The sequence below is a fragment of the Microbacterium sp. NPDC077184 genome, from assembly GCF_040687055.1.
Lineage (GTDB): Bacteria > Actinomycetota > Actinomycetes > Actinomycetales > Microbacteriaceae > Microbacterium.
In genome coordinates this window covers 622,103-637,040 of the sequence record NZ_JBFBMM010000001.1, presented here as the reverse complement: position 1 = coordinate 637,040, position 14,938 = coordinate 622,103, and the positions used below count along the sequence as shown (strand labels likewise).

Below are 14,938 nucleotides of genomic sequence, written 5' to 3'. Positions count from 1 at the left end.
CATGAGGGCCGCGGTCCTCCACGGTGTCGGAGACCTCCGCATCGAGGAGGTTCCCCGACCGACGCCGTCCAGGGGCGAGGTGCTCATCCGGGTCGGCGTGTGCGGGGTCTGCGGTTCGGATGCGACCGAGTTCGGACGCGGACGGGTTCTCGCGCGCCCGCCGGTGATCCTCGGGCACGAGTTCTCGGGCACCGTCGAAGAGGTCGGGCCGGGCGTCTCCGGGCTGGCCCCCGGGACGCCGGTCGTCTGCGGCGCCGGGGTGTCGTGCGGAACGTGCCGCCCCTGCCGGACCGGACGGACGAACCTCTGCCGGTCGTACCTCACCCTCGGCTTCGGCCTCGACGGCGGTCTCGCCGAGTTCGTCGTCGCCCCCGCATCCATCGTCTTCGACGTCGGCGCGACCGCGCTCTCCGCCGACACTCTCGGCCTCGCGCAGCCCATGGCGATCGCGGTGCACGCCGTGCGCCGCAGCGGACTGCGTGCGGGACAGGATGCCGTTGTGGTGGGCATCGGCGGCATCGGTGCGTTCATCGCGCACGCGGCGGCGGCGACCGGTGCGCGGGTACTCGTCGTCGACACGACCCCCGCCCGGCTCGAACTCGCCCTCGCGCTCGGTGCCGCCGAGGCGATGGTGGCCGGATCCGCTTCCCTCGCGGACGTCCTCGCCGAGCGGGGATTCGACCCGGAGGTGTTCTTCGAGGTCTCCGGCTCGGCCACCGGCCTCGCGTCGATCCTCGATGCCGCCACCCCCGGATCGACGATCGTCCCGGTCGGCATCCAACGCGGAGAGCCGGCGCTCCCGCTCGGCTCCTGGACGCTCCGCGAGTACACGATCGTCGGCACGGTCGCCCACGTCTACGGCACCGACATCCCCGAGGCGGTGCGACTGCTCGCCGCGCGCGAGGACTGGCAGGACGTCGCCGCGACCGTCCTGCCGCTCGACGACCTCGTCGACGGGGCGCTCCGGCCGCTGCTCGAGGGCGGCCGCGCGCAGATCAAGACCCTCATCGACCCGTGGGCGGCCGTCCGTCGTCCCGCGGAGCACGGCCCCGGGACGGATGCCGATGCGCGCTCCGCGATGGACTGACCCGGCGGCGGTGCCCGCGCGTCAGTCCATCCGCTCCATCGCCCGGAGGACGTCGACGGCCGACGCGGGGACGGCGGGCTCCACGAGGACTCCGGGTGCCGTCGGCGCTGCGAGGTTGTGCGCGCGCCGCCCGAAGACGAACCACACGCCCTTCGCCGGGCGGTCGGAGACGTTGGAGAACATGTGCGGGCGCATCGAGTCGAAGCTGAGCGAGTCGCCGGCACCGAGGGTGAACGTGTCGAACTCCAGCTGCAGGGTGAGCTCGCCCTCGAGGAGGTAGGCGTACTCCACACCGGCGTGGCGCATGAGCTTGCCCTCGATCGAACTGCTCGCGCCCGGCTGATAGGTCACCAGGAGCGCGTCCGCCGGTCCATCGGCCGTCGCGGCGAGCTTCTCCCACCGCACGCCGTTCTCCATCTCGATGACGGGGTAGTCGTGCGAGCGCTGCACGGTGGTCGCGGCCGGGCGCGGGGACGCGGGCGGCGCGGGCGCAGCATCCGACGCGGCGACGGCTGCTCCCCCCTGGCCGACGAGGTCGTCGAGGGAGACGCCGAGGTGCGCCGCGAGGGCGAACAGCGTGGAGACAGAAGGCTGCGTGCGCCCGATCTCGACCTGGGACAGGAGCGATGCGGACACCCCGAGCGCTTGCGCCACCGAACGCAGGCTCAGCCCGCGCGCCGTCCGCACCTCGCGCAGGCGCGCTCCGAGACTGTCGCTCACGATGCCTCGCCTTCTCGCCGCAGCCGGTCGGCGCGGATCCCGTCATTGTAGAGCAGCACTTCACGCTCTCCCGGAAGGCGCGGCGCCTACAGCAGCGCGGTCCCGCGGTCGACCGGGAGATTCACCGCCGAGACGCCGCGGTTGCGCAGGAGGAACTGCGTCGCGCCGACGACATCCGCCATCGTCGCCAGCTTCCCGCCGGGAGTGTGCCGCTCGTACTGCTCGAGGACGCCCGCCGGCTTGGTCGCCCAGAACGGGCTGTCGCCGATGATGCCCGGGTGCACGGCGTTCACGCGGATGGGAGCCAGCTCCAGCGCGAGCGTGTTGACCAATCCGGTCACGCCGCCGTTGATCGTGGACACCGTCGTCGACCCCGGGTAGGGCAGATCCTTCGCCCGACCTCCGAAGAGCACGATGCCGGTGTCGACGGAGTCCTCCATCCGGTCCAGGAGGGCGCGGATGACCGCGGTGTACCCGACGAGCTTCAGGGTGACGAGCCGCACCGCGCGATCGATGTCATAGTCGCGCACCGTGTTCGCGTCCCGCTCGATGGCTGCGAGGACCAGCCCGTGCACGGGCCCGACCTCCGCAAGGCTCGCGGCGACGCCGTGCGGTTCGGAGATGTCCAGAGCGATGCCGGTCGCGGCGTCGCCCAGCTCCGCCGCGATCGCGCGGGCGCGTTCGGCATCCCGACCGGTGAGCACGACCCGCTCCCCACGGGCGATGCAGTCCCGCGCGAGTTCCAGGCCGATACCCGAGGTCCCGCCGACGATGACGATGGTGCGTGCGCTCACTTCTCCTCCTCGAGAAACAAGTAGGGCTGGACAGAAATGTCCAGTACAGCTTTACTGGAGTCAACCCGACGGGGGCTGACACGTCAAGCCCCCGGAGCGTGAGGAGGATTCGATGAAGAACACCGGAACCACGGGGACCACCGCGGTCGATTGGGAAGCGCGCGTCGACTTCGAGCGCCTCCGCGACGAGCGTCTGGCGCGGTTGCACGCGGAGCTCGACCGGTCCCACCTGGGTGCCGTGCTCGCCTTCGACTTCTCCAACATCCGCTACATGAGCGGCACGCACATCGGCACGTGGGCGATGGACAAGCTGATCCGTTTCGCCCTCCTCACGCGTAAGACCGACCCGATCGTCTGGGACTTCGGCTCGGCCGCCAAGCACCACGCGCTCTACAACCCCTGGCTCGACGTCACCACCGCCGAAGCCGACGCCGACCCGCACTCCCCCCATGAGGGCGCCAAGCGTCCGCGCCTGGAGAGCGGCGCGCGCGCGGGGATCTCCACCCTCCGCGGCGCCTTCCCGCCCGACGCCGACCTCGCCGCCGACGTCGCCCGGAAGATCAAACGCGAACTCGAGAAGTTCGGCCTCGCCGGCGAGCCCCTCGGGGTGGACGTGGTGGAGATGCCGGTGCTGATCGCCCTGCAGCGGGAGGGCATCGAGGTCGTCGACGGCCAGCAGGTGTTCATGGAGGCGCGCCGGATCAAGACCGGCGACGAGATCCGGCTGCTCACCCAGGCGGCGAGCATGGTCGACGCCGCCTATGAGGAGCTCCACCGGTTCCTGCGTCCCGGCGTCCGCGAGAACGAGGCGGTCGGCGTCGTCGCCAAGACCCTTTACGACCTCGGATCCGAATACGTCGAGGGGGTCAACGCGATCTCCGGCGAACGCTGCTCGCCGCATCCGCACGTCTTCAGTGACCGCCTCATCCGCCCCGGAGACCCGGCGTTCTTCGACATCCTGCACAGCTTCAACGGCTACCGCACGTGCTATTACCGGACCTTCGCGGTCGGATCGGCGAGCACGGCGCAACGGGATGCCTACACCCGCGCCCGCGAGTACATGGACCGGGCGATCGCGCTCGTCCGTCCCGGAGCGACCACGGCCGACATCGCCGCGGTGTGGCCGCGCGCCGAGGAGTTCGGCTTCCCGGACGAGATGGCCGCGTTCGCGCTGCAGTACGGCCACGGCGTGGGGCTGTCGATCTGGGAGAAGCCCATCTTCTCCCGCCTGACCTCCTTCGATCACCCCGAGGTGCTCGAAGAGGGGATGGTGTTCGCCCTCGAGACCTACTGGCCCTCCTCCGACGGCTGGGGTGCGGCGCGCATCGAGGAGGAGGTCGTCGTGACCGCCGACGGATGCGAGGTCATCACCAAGTTCCCCGCGGAGGAGCTCATCGTCGCCGGGCGCCGCTACTACACCGTGGACGGCCCTCTCGACGTCAACCGTGACGCGCAGTCGCACCGCAACACCACCTGGGGTCGGGGCGAAGCGTGAGCACCGTCGGCTTCCTGGGGCTCGGCGCGATGGGCTCGGCGATGGCCGGGCGCCTCATCGACGCCGGTCGCGACGTCATCCTGTGGAACCGATCCGCGTCCGCCGTCGAGCCGCTCGTCGCCCGCGGCGGACGCGCGGCCGGCAACGCCGCCGAGGCGCTCTCCGCGGATGTCGCGATCTGCATGCTCGCCGACGACCGCGCGGTGGATGCCGTCCTCGACGACGCGACCCTCGGGGCGACGCGCGGCCGGACCCTCGTCCTGACCGCGTCCATCTCCCCCGATCTGAGCGACGCGCTCGCCCGGCGCGTCGCCGAGGCCGGGGGGACCTACGTCGCCGCTCCCGTACTCGGGCGTCCCACCGCCGCCGCCGACGGGAAGCTGAACATCATGACCGCGGGACCGGCCCCCGCCGTCGACGCGGTCGTCCCGATCCTCGACATCCTGGGAGTGCGCGTCTGGCGTCTCTCGGAGCGGGCCGCCGTCGCACACGCGGTCAAGGCCGCCGTGAACTACAACATCATCCATGCGATGCAGGCCATCGGCGAGTCCGTCGCCATGACCGAGCGCTGGGGGGTGGATCCGCAGCTGTTCACCACCCTGCTGTCGCAGACCCTGTTCGGAGGCGTGGTCTACGCCGGGTACGGGTCCATCATCGCCACCGGCGCCTACGACCCGCCGGGTTTCCACATCGCCCTCGGGCGGAAGGACCTCGAACTCGCCGCAGCCGTCGCGGCCACAGGCGGCCTGCACCCGGCGACGCTTCCCGTCCTGATGCGGGTCTTCGACACCGCGCTGGCCGATCCGGAGCTGGCCGACCTCGACTGGTCGGCCATCGCGGAGGTCACGCGCCGCGACCTTCCCCTCGCCCCGGAGCATTCCTGACCCCCACACCCCACCCATCGCGAATCAAGGAGGATGAGCGAACATGTCCGAAACCCCGCTGCCTGCCCGAGGTCAGCCCGTCGTCCTGCGCGGCGGCATCGTCCTGACGATGGACGATGCGCACACCGTCCTGCCGCGCGGTGACGTCCTGGTCGTCGACGGCGCCATCGCCGACGTCGGTGTCGACCTCTCCGTGCCCGACGGCACGTTCGAGATCGACGCCACGGGCGGCATCATCATGCCCGGCATGGTCGACACGCACCGGCACATGTGGCAGACCGCCATGCGCGCCTACGGTGCCGACTGGACCCTCACCCAGTACTTCGTCTGGTACTACCTGCAGCACGGCGCGAAGTTCCGCCCCGAGGACGTCGCCGCGGGCAACCTCATCTCGGCGCTCGACGCGGTCGAGTCCGGCGTGACGACCAGCGTCGACTGGTCGCACGGGCTGCGTACCCTCGACCACGGGGAAGCCGCGTACGAGGCCCTGGCCACCTCACCCGGCCGCTTCGTCCTCGCCTACGGGAATCTCGCGCAGAGCCCGTGGGAGTGGACGGCGGACCCGGCCATCCAGGACCTTCTCATCCGGTCCCGGGACGATTCGCGCATGTTCGGCACGCAGATCGCCTTCGACGTGCCGAATCAGGACGATCAGTTCCCCGAACTCGCCGCCTACCGCGTCGCCGAAGAGCTCGGACTCCCCGTCACCACCCACGCCGGGGTGTGGGGCGCGACCAACGACTGGGGGATCAAGAACGCCTACGACGCCGGAGTGATGAAGGAGGGGTACACGTACGTCCACGCCGCATCCCTCACCGCCGAGTCCTACCAGAAGATCGCGGCGACCGGCGGCAACGTCTCGCTCGCGACCGAGTCGGAGGACACGTGCGGGCAGGGCTACCCTCCCATCCATCAGCTGCGTCGGTACGGCATCCCCGCGTCCCTCTCGGTGGACACGAGCGTCTGGTTCAGCGCCGATCTGTTCTCGGCGATGCGGGCGACCGTCAACGCCGATCGCGCGCTCGAGCACTACCTCGCCCACCTCAAGGAGCCCGCCGAGACCGTCACGCACGTGAAGCTCCGCGCGGAAGAGGTCGTGGAGATGGCCACGCGCGGCGGCGCCAAGGCGATCGGCAAGGACCACCTCATCGGGTCGCTGGAGAAGGGCAAGCTCGGCGACGTCGTGCTCCTGAAGAACGAGCACTCCGCCACGTGGGCGCCGCTGATCAACCCGTGGGGGCAGATCATCTACCAGGCCCAGCGCGGCGACGTGCACACCGTCCTGGTGGGCGGCGAGGTCGTCAAGAGCGAGGGGCGCCTCGTCGCCGGAGACCTCGCCGGGGTGAAGGCGAAGCTCGAAGACACGGTGTCCTACCTCGAGCGCGAGGTCGGCGACGACTGGATCGCGGGGCAGCACCCCGAGATCCCCGAGGCAGAGGTGCTCTACAACCCCTACCAGTACAAGAAGGCCGAGTGACGCAGCGCGGGCGGCGTCAGCTCTCGCGCGGCGCCGCCCGCAGCGTCGACACCTGGTACAGAGCCACGGATGCCGCGATCCCGGCGTTGAGCGACTCTGTCGCCGCGTCGATCGGGATCGAGACGATCTGATCGCACGTCTCGGCGACGAGCCGCGAGAGCCCCTTGCCCTCGGAGCCGACGACGATGACCACCGGGCGGTCGGCGAGCTCCAACGCGGGGAGGGAGACGTCGCCGTCTCCGGCGAGACCGAGGACGAAGACACCCTGCTTCTTGAAGTCCTTCAGCGTCGCGGTGAGGTTGGCCGCCAGCGCGACGGGGATGCGGGCGGCGGCGCCGGCGCTGGTCTTCCACGCCGCGCTGTTCACGCTCGCGGAGCGGCGCTGCGGCAGGATGATGCCGTGTCCGCCGAACGCGCCGGTCGAGCGGATGATCGCCCCGAGGTTCCGCGGGTCCGTCACGCCGTCGAGGGCGACGAACAGCGGCGTACGGTTCGAGTGGATGACCTTCTCGAGCAGATCCTGCGGGTGGGCGTACTCGTAGGGCGGCACCTTCAGGGCGACGCCCTGGTGCACGCCGTCGAAGCCCGCCATCCGGTCGAGCTCGGGCCGTGTGACCTCGAGCACCGGGATGCCGCGATGGGTCGCGATCGAAAGCATCTCCTTGACGCGGTCGTCCATCTCCACGCGCTGGGCGATGTAGAACGCGGTCGCCGGGATCTTGGCGCGGAGCGCCTCGAGCACCGAGTTGCGGCCGGTCACCGTCTCGGTGTCGTCGCCGCTCTTCGCCTTCTGCCCGCGCACGCCCTGCCCGCTCGGCTTCCCGCCGGGCTTGCCCTTCCCGCCCGCCGCGGCATAACGCTCGGCGGCGGCCTTCCGCTTGCCGGCGACGTGCCAGGCGCGGTCTTCGGCCTTCGGCGTCGGCCCCTTGCCCTCGAGGGACTTGCGGCCGAGACCGCCGGTGCCCTTCGTGGGGCCCTTCTTCTTGCCCTTGCTCGCGCCGGGGCGCCCTGGCTTAGCCATGTCCTACACTCCAATGGGTCCCGGCGGGACCGTCTTCGAGGGTGATGCCGGCGGCCGCGATGGCATCGCGGATCCGATCGGCACTCGCCCAGTCCTTGTCCGCGCGCGCACGGGCGCGCTGGTCGATCATCGTCTGCACGAGCGCGTCGAGCGCCTCCTGCTCGACGGAGGTGTCGGCGGTCCGCCACTGCGGGTCGCGGGGATCGAGCCCGAGGATCGCCGTCATCGCGCTCACCTGCCCGAGCGCCGCGACGGCGGCATCCGTCTCGTCCGCATCGACGGCCGCGTTGCCGGCGCGGACGGTGTCGTGGACGACGGCGAGCGCCTGCGGAACACCGAGGTCGTCATCCAGCGCGGCGACGAAGGCTTCCGGCAGCGGGTGTGCGGCATCCGCATCCCGTCCGGTGGCGAGCCGCGATGCGCGCTCGACGAACCCGCGGATGCGCCCGAGCGCGGCCTCCGCCTCGTCGAGCCCCTTCGCGGAGACGTCGAGGTTCGACCGGTAGTGCGCGGCCGCAAGGGCGTAGCGCACGACCAGCGGGTCGCGCTCGGCGAGGAGGTCGGCGGCGAGGATGACGTTGCCGATGGACTTCGACATCTTCTGCCCCTCGACGGTCACCAGACCGTTGTGCACCCAGTGGCGGGCGAAGCCGTCGCCGGCCGCCGTCGACTGCGCCCGCTCGTTCTCGTGGTGCGGGAAGCGCAGGTCCAGCCCGCCGCCGTGCAGATCGAACTCGGGCCCGAGGTAGCGGCGCGACATCGCCGAGCACTCGATGTGCCAGCCCGGTCGGCCCGCTCCCCACGGCGAATCCCAGCGGGCGTCGTCGGGCTCGCCGGGCTTCGCAGCCTTCCACAGCGCGAAGTCGAGCGGGTCGCGTTTGCCCGCATCGGTGTCGGGTGAGGAGTCCATCGCGTCGGGACGCTGATTGGTGAGCACACCGTACTCGGACCACGAGCGCACGTCGAAGTACACGCTGCCCTCGGCGGGGTAGGCGTGGCCTCGCGCGACGAGTCGCTCGATGAGCTCGATCATCTGCGGGATCGACGCGGTGGCGCGCGGTTCGTACGTCGGCGGAAGGATGCCGATGGCCTCGTAGGCGGCGGTGAACTCCCGCTCGATCCGGTACGCCAGCGCCCACCAGGGCTCGTCGGCGGTGGCGTTCTGGAGGACCTTGTCATCGATGTCGGTGACGTTGCGCACGTACGTCACCCGGCCGAAACGCTGGGACAGCCAGCGGCGCAGGAGGTCGAACGCGAGGGCACCGCGGAGGTGCCCGATGTGGGGTCCGGACTGCACGGTCGGTCCGCACACGTACATCGTCACGTGTCGCGGATCGGCCGGAACGAAGGCGCGCACGCTCTGCGTGCTGCTGTCGTGGAGTCGGACGTTCACCGAACCACTCTACCGGCGGCGGTGCCGATGCCGTGGGGGCAGTAGAAAGGAGCGGTGCATGTCATCGCCATCCTCGCCGCCGCGATGCTCTTCGGAACCACCGGAACCTCCCAGGCGCTCGGGCCGTCCGGGACCACCCCGCTGTCGATCGGCGTCATGCGGATGGTGATCGGCGGCACCGGGCTCGCGCTCCTGGCGTTTCTCCTCGCCGCCCGGCACGCGCGCCGCTCCTCGGCGCCTCGCCCGCCCCTCGGCATCCGTCCGCTCTCGCTCATGGTCCTCACGGGCCTCTGCCTGGCCCTGTACCAGCCGCTGTTCTTCCTCGGCACAGAGCGCAACGGCGTCGCCGTCGGCACCGTCGTCGCCCTCGGGTCGGCGCCGATCCTCGCGGGGCTCCTCGAGTGGGCGCTGACCCGACGGATGCCGACCACGACGTGGATGGCCGCGACCGCGCTCGCCACCGCCGGCGTCGTCCTGCTCGGCTTCGGCGGGTCGGCGGGAGGGGCGGGCGGCACCGACGGTCTCGGCCTCCTCGGCTCGATCGGGGCCGGGGCGTCCTTCGCGGTCATCGCGAACGCCCAGCGTCGACTGCTGGACGCCGGGTGGGACCCCTTCACCGTCGTCGGCGCGATGGGGGCGAGCTCGGCGGCGGTGAGCGCCCTCGCCGTGCCGTTCGTGGATCTGGCATGGATGCAGACGCCCGCCGGACTCTTGATGGCGCTGTGGCTGGGCTTTGCGACGATCTCGGTCGCATACGTGCTGTTCACGTGGGGCCTCAGCGGGCTCACGGCGGCGACAGCAGCCACGCTGACCCTTGGGGAGCCGCTGACCGCGGCGGTCCTCGGCATCGTCGTCCTCGACGAGCGGCTGTCGATCCTGGCGATCGTCGGTCTCGCGGTGCTCGGCGCCGGCCTCGCCCTCCTCGCCTGGGGATCCCGCGCCCCGAGGGACCCCGCCCCCTTCGCCGTCGAAGGCTGACGGATCGGTCGCGTCAGGATCGCCCGCCCGTCACGCGGGCGAAACAGTGCTGTGGGACGCTGAACGGATGCCGACACCGACGATCGTCGTCGACGACCTCAGCTCGCGCGAGACTCGCGACCTCCTCGCCCGCCATCAGGCGGCGATGCGCGCGCAGACTCCGGAGGACAGCTGCCACGTCCTGGACGTCGAGGCTCTGCGGGATCCCTCCATCACGGTCTGGGCCGCGTACCTCGAAGGGGAGCTCGCCGGCGTCGGCGCGCTGAAGATGCTCGACGCCGCTCGCGGGGAAGTGAAGTCGATGCGGGTGGAGGAGAGGTTCCTCGGTCGGGGCGTCGGACGCGCACTCCTCCGGCACATCGTGTCGCAGGCGCGCGGCCGCGGCCTGCAGAGCCTGTGGCTCGAGACGGGGTCGGGTGCGGACTTCATCGCCGCGCGGTCGCTCTACGTGAGCGAGGGCTTCACCGCGTGCGCGCCGTTCGACGACTACGTCGCCGACCCGCTCTCGGCCTACTTCACCCGCCGCCTCGAGGACGGTCACGTCACCGTCTGAGGCGGGTCAGGCCGGCAGCACCAGGGCCACGGCGAACGCCGAGACCCCGTCGCCACGACCGGTGAAGCCGAGACCGTCCGTCGTCGTGGCCGACACCGACACGGGGGCGCCCCCGAGCGCGGTCGATAGAACCCGCTCGGCCTCCTCGCGTCGTGTTGCGAAGCGGGGGCGACGCGCCTGGACCTGGACCGAGACGTTCCCGATCCGCCATCCCGCCTCCGCCAGCAGGGCGCGGGTGCGACCGAGGAAGGCGTCGGCATGGGCTCCCGCGTACTCCGGCTTGTCGGTCCCGAAGTGCGTCCCGATGTCACCGAGGCCCGCCGCGGAGAGCAGCGCATCGACGATCGCGTGCGCGATGGCGTCGCCGTCGGAGTGTCCCGACAGCGCGGACTCCCCCGGCCAGTGCAGACCGGCGAGCCAGAGGTCGCCGGCACCCCCGAACGCGTGCACGTCGCTGCCGAATCCGACCCGCGGGATGTCGGTCGGCGACGGCGCGATCGGCGCGGTGCCGCGTGGGAGCGGCGCGTCCTCGATGAGCGCGCGGGCGCGCAGCAGATCGGCGGGGGTGGTGATCTTGAAGGCGCGATCGTCGCCGGCGACCACGACGACCGTCTCGCCGCGGTCGGCGACGAGCGCGGCGTCGTCGGTGAACTCCGCCTCCGCGGCGGCGTAGGCGGATGCGAGGATGTCGCGCCGGAACCCCTGGGGCGTCTGGGCGGCGACGAGGTCGGAGCGGTCGATCGAGGCGACGACGCGCCCGTCGGCGACGCGCTTGACGGTGTCGACGACGGGCAGGGCGGGAACAGCGGCGGTGGCCCCCGCCTCGATGGCCGCGACGACCCGCGCGAAGACCTCGGGCGGTGTCAGCGCCCGCGCGGCATCGTGGACGAGGACGACCTCGACGTCGGCCCAGAGCGCACCGAGGCCCGCGGCGACGGATGCCTGACGTGTCTGGCCGCCGACGACCACGGTGACGCGGTCTCGACGGTCGCCGGCGGTCGCTGCGACCTCGGTGAGCGTGTCACCTTCGCGCCCCTCCGGTACCACGACCACCACCTGCGCCTCCGGAGCGTCGAACACTCCGCGCAGGGCGTGGTGGAGGATCGACCGGTCGTCGATACCGACGAAGGCCTTCGGTCCGCCCGCGGCGAGGCGGGCGCCGGAACCGGCGGCGACGACGATGACGGCCAGACGCGGAACGGGTGCGATGCTCACACCTGTCACGCTACCGGGGCGTGGCGACCGTGGCGGTCAGGACGCGAGGACCTCGTCGAGGATGACGCTCGCGCGCTCCTCGTCGGTCTTCTCGGCCAGGGCGAGCTCCGAGATCAGGATCTGCTTCGCCTTCGCGAGCATCCGCTTCTCCCCCGCGGACAGGCCGCGGTCCTGGTCGCGACGCCACAGGTCGCGGACGACCTCGCTGACCTTGATCACGTCGCCGGAGGCGAGCTTCTCGAGGTTCGCCTTGTACCGACGCGACCAGTTGGTCGGCTCCTCGGTGAAGGGGGCACGCAGGACCTCGAAGACGCGGTCCAGACCCTCCTTGCCGATGACGTCGCGGACGCCGACCAGGTCGACGTTCTCGGCAGGGACCTCGATGACGAGGTCTCCCTGGGTGACGTTGAGCTTCAGGTACTTCTTGGTCTCGCCCCGGATGATCCGGTCTTTGACCTCGATGATCGTCGCCGCCCCGTGGTGCGGGTAGACAACGGTCTCGCCAACCTCAAAAAGCATGGAGTTATGTCCTTTCGGCAAACTCCAGACTACCACAGCGTTTATACGCTAAGGTTCTCCGCCCCACCGCCCGGGCGTGCCACGCGGCCGCGCGGATCCAGCCCCTAGAATGCATGGGGAAGCCGTCACCCCCACATCAGGAGGATCCGTGATCTCGACACGCCGCCGCATCGGCGAAGGACGCCCCGCCAGGAGCCCGCGCCTGATCGCGTCGGTGGCGCTCGGCGCCGCCGTGGTCCTCGGCGCCACGGGGTGCACCTTCCTCACCCCGCAGTCCACAACCATCCAGTACTCGGCCGCCGAAGGCGTCAACGTCTTCGACTCCGGGCCGCTGGAGGTGCGCAACGCGTTCATCGTCGCCGACGAGACCGGCGCGGTCGGCAACTTCGTCGCCGCCGTCGTGAACCCGACCGACACCGCGCACACCCTCGTCGTCGAGCTGGGCGAGGGATCGACCATCGACCTCGAGCTGCGTGTCCCGGCCCGCACGACCATCAGCCTCGGGGCCGACGGCGAAGAGCCTCTTCTGGTCGAAGGGCTCGACACTCCTCCGGGTGCGAACATCCCGGGATACTTCCAGTCCGGCGATGCCGAGGGAATGCTGCTGGCCGTCCCGGTCCTCGACGGCGAACTCGAGTACCTCGCGCCCCTCGTCCCCCGCGACTGACATCCACACGAAGGGGCCGGCATCCACACGGATGCCGGCCCCTTCGTCGTCGCGGTCCGGGTCAGCCCTCAAAGCGGTAGCCGAGGCCGCGCACGGTGACCAGCATCGTCGGCGAGCCGGGGTTCTCCTCGATCCGCGAGCGGATCCGCTTGATGTGGACGTCCAGCGTCTTGGTGTCGCCGAAGTAGTCGCTCCCCCACACGCGGTCGATCAGCTGACCGCGGGTCAGGACCCGGCCGGCGTTTCGCATGAGAACCTCGAGGAGCTCGAACTCCTTGAGCGGCATGTTGATCTCGCGTCCGTCGACGGCCACCGTGTGCCGGTCGATGTCGAGGACGACGCGCCCGCCCTCCAGGACGCGTTCGTCGAGCTCGGCCTCCCGCTGGGAGAAGCGCCGCAGGACGGCACGCATCCGCGCGAGGAGCTCTCGCGACGAGTACGGCTTGGTGACGTAGTCGTCGGCTCCGAGCTCCAGACCGACCACGATGTCCACCTCGGAGTCCTTGGCGGTGAGCATCACGATCGGAACGGTCGCGCTGGAGCGGATCTGGCGGCAGACCTCCGTCCCCGGCATCCCGGGCAGCATGAGATCCAACAGCACGATGTCGGCCCCGCGCTCGCGGAAGGCGGCGAGCGCGGCGGGTCCGTCCTCGGCGATCTCCACGTCGTAGCCCTCGCGCCGCAGGAGATAGGCGAGCGGGTCGGCGAGGTCGGGCTCGTCCTCCACGATCAGGACGGCGGTCATGCGGTGTCTCCGTTCTCGATGCCCGACGGCGAAGCCGCCGGCACGGTCGTGGCGACCTTGCGCGCGCGCTTGGGGCGGCGGTCCGGTCGCTCGGGGCGGTCGTCGACGGGGGCGTCGACAGCCGGCAGTCGGATGGTGAAGGTCGAGCCACGGCCGGGGCGCGACCACAGCCGGACCTCGCCGCCGTGGCGCTGGACCGCGTGCTTGACGATGGCGAGCCCGAGCCCCGTCCCCCCGGTACGCCGGGCACGAGCCGGATCGGCACGGTAGAACCTCTCGAAGACGCGTTCCTGCTCGCCCTCGGCGATGCCGATCCCGCGGTCGGTGACCGCGATCTCCACGACGGCGTCGACGAGAGTGATCCCGACGCCGACCTTCGATCCGCGCGGCGAATAGGCGATGGCGTTCGCGATGAGGTTGCTCACCGCCTCGCCGAGGACCTGGGCGTCACCGCGCACGTACAGTCCGCGCTCGCCTCCGCGCACGACGCTGACCCCCGCAGAATCCGCGAGGATCGCGGTGGCGTCGACCGCGGAGGCGACGACCTCGTCGATGGCGACATCGCGTTCGTCGGTGAGCTCGTCCGAGGCCTGCAGGCGCGACAGGTTCAGGATGCGCGAAGTCAGCTGCGACAGGCGCGACGCCTCCGCCGAGAGCCTGCCGGCGAAGATCCGCACCTGGGGCGGATCGTCCGCCGCGGACTCGATCGCCTCGGCGAGAAGGCTCACCGCGCCCACGGGCGTCTTCAGCTCGTGGCTGGTGTTCGCCACGAAGTCCCGGCGCATCTGCTCGACGCGCTCCCGCTCGGTGATGTCGTGCAGCACGAGCAGGGTGAGCCGCGGGGAGATGCGGGTCGCCCGCGCGGCGACGAGCCGAGGCTCGGCAGGCGGCGCGCCGCGCTGGAGACGCAGCGACCCGGACCAGGAGGACTCGCCCCCGCGGATCACCCGGATCGCGTCCCGGAGCTCTTCGCTGGCGAGGGATCCGCCGCGGGCGAAGTGGAACGAGGCGGCGGACGGCGAGAGGGCGAGCACCGTGAAGGAGGCGTCCACGACGAGGGCGGCGTCATCCATCCCCTGGAGGACCTCTCGCACCCCCTCGGGGATCTCGCGTGACGTCTCGGCCCGCGCCCGATCCCTGACCCGGAGCGATGTCACCACGAGTGCGGCGAGGGAGCCCCCGATGACGATGCCGGCGAGGAGGGCGAGCAGCGCGAGCTGCAGCGAATCCATGGTCACAGCGTAAGGGTGCCGGCGCGCTCCGCGCGGACGGTCTCCCGGGCACCGTCCGGGGGTGCGGGTACTATTCACCGGGCAGGCACCGCCCGTTAACCTTCGCCGGTGATGATCGCCAGCGTCGCCAGGCGCACGCCTGCCCGGAATCCAGAAAG

15 protein-coding genes are annotated in these 14,938 nt (G+C 71.2%); 7 read left to right on the top strand and 8 right to left on the bottom strand.

Annotation, left to right across the window (positions count from 1 at the left end; all coding sequences use genetic code 11):
- Window position 1: 1 nt before the first annotated feature.
- A complete protein-coding gene (locus tag AB0O93_RS03010) occupies window positions 2-1,087 on the top strand; it encodes an alcohol dehydrogenase catalytic domain-containing protein (RefSeq protein ID WP_363340368.1) in 1,086 nt (361 codons plus the stop codon).
- A gap of 21 nt (window positions 1,088-1,108) precedes the next feature.
- Here the strand turns inward: AB0O93_RS03010 and AB0O93_RS03005 are convergent, their stop codons facing one another.
- Both AB0O93_RS03005 and AB0O93_RS03000 read right to left on the bottom strand, forming a co-directional pair.
- Window positions 1,109-1,807, bottom strand: a complete 699-nt coding sequence (locus AB0O93_RS03005; protein ID WP_363340366.1) for a helix-turn-helix domain-containing protein — start codon at window positions 1,805-1,807, stop codon at window positions 1,109-1,111.
- Between the two features lie 86 nt (window positions 1,808-1,893).
- Window positions 1,894-2,601: an SDR family NAD(P)-dependent oxidoreductase gene (locus tag AB0O93_RS03000; protein ID WP_363340364.1), complete on the bottom strand. Its 708-nt coding sequence runs from the start codon at window positions 2,599-2,601 to the stop codon at window positions 1,894-1,896.
- A 112-nt stretch (window positions 2,602-2,713) separates the two neighbouring features.
- On the opposite strand from AB0O93_RS03000, the gene AB0O93_RS02995 reads away from it, so the two are divergent.
- The 3 genes from AB0O93_RS02995 to AB0O93_RS02985 are packed head-to-tail and all read left to right on the top strand — an operon-like array spanning window position 2,714 to window position 6,457.
- On the top strand, window positions 2,714-4,096 hold the full coding sequence (locus tag AB0O93_RS02995) for a Xaa-Pro peptidase family protein (RefSeq protein ID WP_363340362.1): 1,383 nt from the start codon (window positions 2,714-2,716) through the stop codon (window positions 4,094-4,096).
- Window positions 4,093-4,980, top strand: a complete 888-nt coding sequence (locus AB0O93_RS02990; RefSeq protein WP_363340360.1) for an NAD(P)-dependent oxidoreductase — start codon at window positions 4,093-4,095, stop codon at window positions 4,978-4,980. The genes AB0O93_RS02995 and AB0O93_RS02990 overlap by 4 nt, the downstream gene beginning before the upstream one ends.
- A 43-nt stretch (window positions 4,981-5,023) precedes the next feature.
- Complete coding sequence (locus AB0O93_RS02985; RefSeq protein ID WP_363340358.1) at window positions 5,024-6,457, top strand: amidohydrolase family protein; 1,434 nt, start codon at window positions 5,024-5,026, stop codon at window positions 6,455-6,457.
- A 16-nt stretch (window positions 6,458-6,473) separates the two neighbouring features.
- Here the strand turns inward: AB0O93_RS02985 and rlmB are convergent, their stop codons facing one another.
- On the bottom strand, window positions 6,474-7,478 hold the full coding sequence (rlmB, locus tag AB0O93_RS02980; protein ID WP_363340356.1) for a 23S rRNA (guanosine(2251)-2'-O)-methyltransferase RlmB: 1,005 nt from the start codon (window positions 7,476-7,478) through the stop codon (window positions 6,474-6,476).
- Entirely contained in the window at window positions 7,471-8,871 is a 1,401-nt protein-coding gene (gene cysS, locus AB0O93_RS02975; RefSeq protein WP_363340354.1) for a cysteine--tRNA ligase, read from the bottom strand. Before cysS ends, rlmB begins: the two co-directional genes overlap by 8 nt.
- Window positions 8,872-8,925: 54 nt before the next feature.
- On the opposite strand from cysS, the gene AB0O93_RS02970 reads away from it, so the two are divergent.
- Window positions 8,926-9,849: an EamA family transporter gene (locus AB0O93_RS02970; RefSeq protein ID WP_363340352.1), complete on the top strand. Its 924-nt coding sequence runs from the start codon at window positions 8,926-8,928 to the stop codon at window positions 9,847-9,849.
- Window positions 9,850-9,916: 67 nt separating this feature from the next.
- On the top strand, window positions 9,917-10,402 hold the full coding sequence (locus AB0O93_RS02965) for a GNAT family N-acetyltransferase (RefSeq protein ID WP_363340350.1): 486 nt from the start codon (window positions 9,917-9,919) through the stop codon (window positions 10,400-10,402).
- Window positions 10,403-10,408: 6 nt separating this feature from the next.
- On the opposite strand, the gene ispD is transcribed toward AB0O93_RS02965, so the two are convergent.
- Window positions 10,409-11,617: a 2-C-methyl-D-erythritol 4-phosphate cytidylyltransferase gene (ispD, locus tag AB0O93_RS02960; RefSeq protein WP_363340348.1), complete on the bottom strand. Its 1,209-nt coding sequence runs from the start codon at window positions 11,615-11,617 to the stop codon at window positions 10,409-10,411.
- A 36-nt stretch (window positions 11,618-11,653) separates the two neighbouring features.
- The gene (locus AB0O93_RS02955) at window positions 11,654-12,136 is read right to left on the bottom strand and encodes a CarD family transcriptional regulator (protein WP_053547905.1); all 483 of its coding nucleotides are present in this window, start codon (window positions 12,134-12,136) and stop codon (window positions 11,654-11,656) included.
- Between the two features lie 148 nt (window positions 12,137-12,284).
- Between AB0O93_RS02955 and AB0O93_RS02950 the strand changes: the two genes are divergently transcribed.
- Window positions 12,285-12,803, top strand: a complete 519-nt coding sequence (locus tag AB0O93_RS02950; RefSeq protein ID WP_363340345.1) for a DNA modification methylase — start codon at window positions 12,285-12,287, stop codon at window positions 12,801-12,803.
- Between the two features lie 61 nt (window positions 12,804-12,864).
- Here AB0O93_RS02950 and AB0O93_RS02945 read toward each other — a convergent pair whose 3' ends face one another.
- A complete protein-coding gene (locus AB0O93_RS02945; protein ID WP_301135031.1) occupies window positions 12,865-13,548 on the bottom strand; it encodes a response regulator transcription factor in 684 nt (227 codons plus the stop codon).
- On the bottom strand, window positions 13,545-14,780 hold the full coding sequence (locus tag AB0O93_RS02940; RefSeq protein WP_363340340.1) for an ATP-binding protein: 1,236 nt from the start codon (window positions 14,778-14,780) through the stop codon (window positions 13,545-13,547). Before AB0O93_RS02940 ends, AB0O93_RS02945 begins: the two co-directional genes overlap by 4 nt.
- Window positions 14,781-14,938 lie beyond the last annotated feature (158 nt).

Bases quoted from the DNA above. Each gene is read 5' to 3' on its own strand.
- AB0O93_RS03010 (WP_363340368.1), top strand. From the start codon at position 2: ATGAGGGCCGCGGTCCTCCACGGTGTCGGAGACCTCCGCATCGAGGAG.
- AB0O93_RS02995 (WP_363340362.1), top strand. From the start codon at position 2,714: ATGAAGAACACCGGAACCACGGGGACCACCGCGGTCGATTGGGAAGCG.
- AB0O93_RS02985 (WP_363340358.1), top strand. From the start codon at position 5,024: ATGTCCGAAACCCCGCTGCCTGCCCGAGGTCAGCCCGTCGTCCTGCGC.
- rlmB (WP_363340356.1), bottom strand. From the start codon at position 7,478: ATGGCTAAGCCAGGGCGCCCCGGCGCGAGCAAGGGCAAGAAGAAGGGC.
- AB0O93_RS02965 (WP_363340350.1), top strand. From the start codon at position 9,917: ATGCCGACACCGACGATCGTCGTCGACGACCTCAGCTCGCGCGAGACT.
- AB0O93_RS02955 (WP_053547905.1), bottom strand. From the start codon at position 12,136: ATGCTTTTTGAGGTTGGCGAGACCGTTGTCTACCCGCACCACGGGGCG.
- AB0O93_RS02945 (WP_301135031.1), bottom strand. From the start codon at position 13,548: ATGACCGCCGTCCTGATCGTGGAGGACGAGCCCGACCTCGCCGACCCG.
- AB0O93_RS02940 (WP_363340340.1), bottom strand. From the start codon at position 14,780: ATGGATTCGCTGCAGCTCGCGCTGCTCGCCCTCCTCGCCGGCATCGTC.